This is a genomic window from Streptomyces sp. KR55 (assembly GCF_052245645.1).
Taxonomy (GTDB): domain Bacteria; phylum Actinomycetota; class Actinomycetes; order Streptomycetales; family Streptomycetaceae; genus Streptomyces; species Streptomyces flavusporus.
Genome location: NZ_JBQQCE010000715.1, coordinates 1 through 3,330, shown reverse-complemented (window position 1 = coordinate 3,330; position 3,330 = coordinate 1). Strand labels below are relative to the sequence as shown.

The following is a 3,330-nucleotide window of genomic DNA, read 5'->3' as shown; positions in this document are numbered from 1 at the left end:
TCCTGCTGCTGGTGCAGGAGTATGCGCGGCTGCGTGCCGGGCTGCCGCCGCGTACGCCGGGCGGGCGCGTGTTGATGATGACCTCGGGGCAGGACATCGCGGGCGGGATGCCCGGTGAGATCGCCTACGCCCTCCAGAAGGGTGCCCTTGCCTCGATCATCCGCTCCCTGTCGACGACGCTCGCCGAGCAGGCGGTCACGGTGAACACCGTCAATCCCGGCCCCGTGGACACGGACTACCTGACCGGCGAGGCCTACGCGGCCGTGGCCGAGCGGTTCCCCGCCGGGCGGTGGGGCATGCCAGACGACCCGGCCCGCCTCATCGCCTGGCTGGCGACGGACGAGGCGGCGTGGATCACCGGTCAGGTCATCGACTCCGAGGGCGGATTCCGGCGCTGATCAGAGGGCGGACAGCTCGTCCACCAGGTCGTCCAGGCCCAGGGAGCCCTGGGAGAGGGCCGCCATGTGCCAGGCCTTGAGGTCGAAGGCGTCACCGTGCCGCTTGCGGGCGTTCTCGCGGCCCAGCAGCCAGGCGCGTTCACCGAGCTTGTAGCCGATCGCCTGGCCCGGAATCGTGAGATAGCGGGTCAGCTCGCTCTCCACGAAGTCCGCCGGCCGGCTGCTGTGCGCGCCGAAGAACTCCTGGGCCAGCTCGGGGGTCCAGCGCTCACCGGGGTGGAAGGGCGAATCCGCCGGAATCTCCAGCTCCAGGTGCATACCGATGTCCACGATGACCCGCGCGGCCCGCATCATCTGCGCGTCGAGGTAGCCGAGCCGCTGCTCCGCGTCGGTGAGGAAGCCCAGCTCGTCCATCAGGCGCTCCGCGTACAGCGCCCAGCCCTCGGCGTTGGCGCTGACCCCGCCGATCGTGGCCTGGTAGCGGGACAGGTTCCCGGCGACATGCGTCCACTGGGCGAGCTGGAGGTGATGGCCGGGGACGCCCTCGTGGTACCAGGTCGAGACCAGGTCGTACACCGGGAACCGGGTCTGGCCCATGGTCGGCAGCCAGGTGCGGCCCGGACGCGAGAAGTCCTCCGACGGGGGCGTGTAGTAGGGGGCCGCCGCGCTGCCGGGCGGGGCGATGCACGACTCCACCTTCCGGACCCGCTCGGCGAGTTCGAAGTGCGTGCCGTCCAGCGCCTCGATCGCCTGGTCCATCAGGTCCTGCAGCCACTGCCGGACCTCGTCGACGCCCTCGATGTGCCGGCCGTGCTCGTCGAGGTGCGCGAGCGCCACCCACGGCGTCTTCGCGCCGGGCAGGATCTTCTCGGCCTCTTGCTTCATCTCCGCGAGGATGCGGTGGAACTCGGCCCAGCCGTACGCGTACGCCTCGTCCAGGTCGAGGTCGGTGCCGTTGAAGTAGCGCGACCAGCGGGCGTAGCGCTCCCGGCCCACGGTGTTCGGTGCGTCCTCGATCGTCGGTGCGTACACGTCGCGCGTCCAGTCCCGCAGCTCCACGACGGCCGCCGTCGCGGCGCGGGCGGCGTCGTCCAGCTCCGTGCGCAGCGACTCGGGGCCGGCCGAGGCGAAGTCCTCGAACCAGCCGCGGCCGGTGCCGTCGGTGTCCGACCACTCGGTGAGCTGCTCGACCAGGGTCGTCGTCGGCCGGGGAGCCGCGTACAGCTTGCGTTCCAGACCGAGCGCAAGGGACTCGCGGTAGCCGGCCAGCGCGGCCGGCACCGCCCGCAGCCGCTCGGCGATGGCCGCCCAGTCCTCCTCCGTCTCCGCCGGGGTCACGGTGAACACCTCACGCACCGAGTGGACCGGCGTGCCCAGGTTGCCGACCTGGCGCAGCCCCTCGTCGGCCTCGTGCACGGCGAGCTCTGCGGTGAGCCGTTCGCGCAGCAGGCGTGCGCACCGGCGCTCGATGTCACTGTCCGCGCCGGGCCTGCTTTCGGCCTCGTCGAGCCGCGCGAGCGTCCTGCGCGCCAGCTCCGCGAGCGCCTCCTGGCCCGCGGGCGAGGTGTCGGGCAGGCGGCTCGAACTCTCCTGCACGCCGAGATAGGTACCGGTGATCGGATCGAGGGTGATGAGCTCGTCGACGTAGGCGTCGGCTACCTCACGGGGCAGCGGGCTGTTGGTCTGTGACATGCGGACCATCCTCATACGAGGTGCCGCCGCGCGTCACCCGGATTGAGCCGACGGCGAAGGCGGCAACAGCGGGCCGCAGTCCCACTGTTGGAAGATCAGCCGGGTCTCCACGCGGGCGACTTCACGCCGGGACGTGAACTCGTCCAGGACCAGCCGCTGCAGATCCGCCATGTCCGCGACCGCGACATGGACGAGATAGTCGTCGGGACCGGTGAGGTGGAAGACGGTCAGCGACTCCGGCAGCGCCCGGATCCGCTCCACGAACGGTCCCACCAACTCCCGCCGATGCGGCCTGACCTGCACCGACAGCAGTGCCTGCAGCCCACGCCCCAGCTTGGCCGGATCCAGCCGCAGCTGATGGCCGAGGATCACGCCCGCGCGGCGCAGCCTGGTCACCCGGTCCAGGCAGGTCGACGGGGCGACCCCGACCTGGGCGGCGAGATCGCGGTAGGTCGTCCGGGCGTCGTTCTGCAACAGCCGCAGCAGATCGAGATCCACCGGATCCAGTACGACAGATTCGGCCATCTGTCGAACGTATCACGGCCTCTGCAGCCGGTGACCCGGTCAGTGTTCACCCTTCCCTCCATGGACACGCCCATCGCATCGAGAGCACTGGCCACCGAGGCCGTGCACGCCGGCCGCGACGACCTCGCCCGTCAGGGACTGCACGCCCCGCCGATCGACCTGTCCACCACCTATCCCTCGTACGACAGCCGCGGCGAGGCCGCCCGCATCGACGCCTTCGCCGCCACCGGCGCGGAACCGGACGGCGCGCCCGTCTACGCCCGGCTCGGCAACCCCACCGTCGCCCGCTTCGAGACCGCCCTGGCCCGCCTCGAAGGCACCGAGGCGGCCGTGGCGTTCGCCAGCGGCATGGCCGCGCTGAGCGCGGTCCTTCTCGTACGGGGGTCCATGGGGTTGCGCCACGTCGTGGCCGTACGTCCGCTGTACGGCTGCAGCGACCACCTGCTCACCGCCGGCCTCCTCGGCAGCGAGGTCACCTGGACCGATCCGGCCGGCATCGCAGACGCGCTGCGCCCCGACACCGGGCTGGTCATGGTGGAGTCCCCGGCGAACCCCACCCTCGCCGAACTCGACCTGCGGGCCGTCGCCCACGCCTGCGGTTCCGTCCCGCTGCTGGCCGACAACACCTTCGCCACGCCGGTGCTGCAGCGTCCCGCCGAGCAGGGCGCACGGCTGGTGCTGCACAGTGCCACCAAGTACCTCGGCGGGCACGGGG

The 3,330-nt window shown here is 71.6% G+C and carries 4 protein-coding genes; 2 read left to right on the top strand and 2 right to left on the bottom strand.

Translation table 11 applies throughout. The annotated features are described in order from the left end of the window. On the top strand, positions 1 to 398 hold a 398-nt coding region (locus ACTWQJ_RS48830), incomplete at its 5' end, for an SDR family oxidoreductase (protein ID WP_443312802.1). On the opposite strand, the gene ACTWQJ_RS48825 is transcribed toward ACTWQJ_RS48830, so the two are convergent. Next, entirely contained in the window at positions 399 to 2,090 is a 1,692-nt protein-coding gene (locus tag ACTWQJ_RS48825) for a DUF885 domain-containing protein (protein WP_443312801.1), read from the bottom strand. Between the two features lie 33 nt (positions 2,091 to 2,123). After that, positions 2,124 to 2,615: an Lrp/AsnC family transcriptional regulator gene (locus ACTWQJ_RS48820; protein WP_224737214.1), complete on the bottom strand. Its 492-nt coding sequence runs from the start codon at positions 2,613 to 2,615 to the stop codon at positions 2,124 to 2,126. Positions 2,616 to 2,675: 60 nt separating this feature from the next. On the opposite strand from ACTWQJ_RS48820, the gene ACTWQJ_RS48815 reads away from it, so the two are divergent. Next, positions 2,676 to 3,330, top strand: a 655-nt coding sequence (locus ACTWQJ_RS48815) for a PLP-dependent transferase (protein WP_443312800.1), incomplete at its 3' end; no start/stop codon positions are given.

Excerpts from the sequence above, each read along its gene's own strand:
- ACTWQJ_RS48825 (WP_443312801.1), bottom strand. The coding sequence starts at position 2,090 with ATGTCACAGACCAACAGCCCGCTGCCCCGTGAGGTAGCCGACGCCTAC.
- ACTWQJ_RS48820 (WP_224737214.1), bottom strand. The coding sequence starts at position 2,615 with ATGGCCGAATCTGTCGTACTGGATCCGGTGGATCTCGATCTGCTGCGG.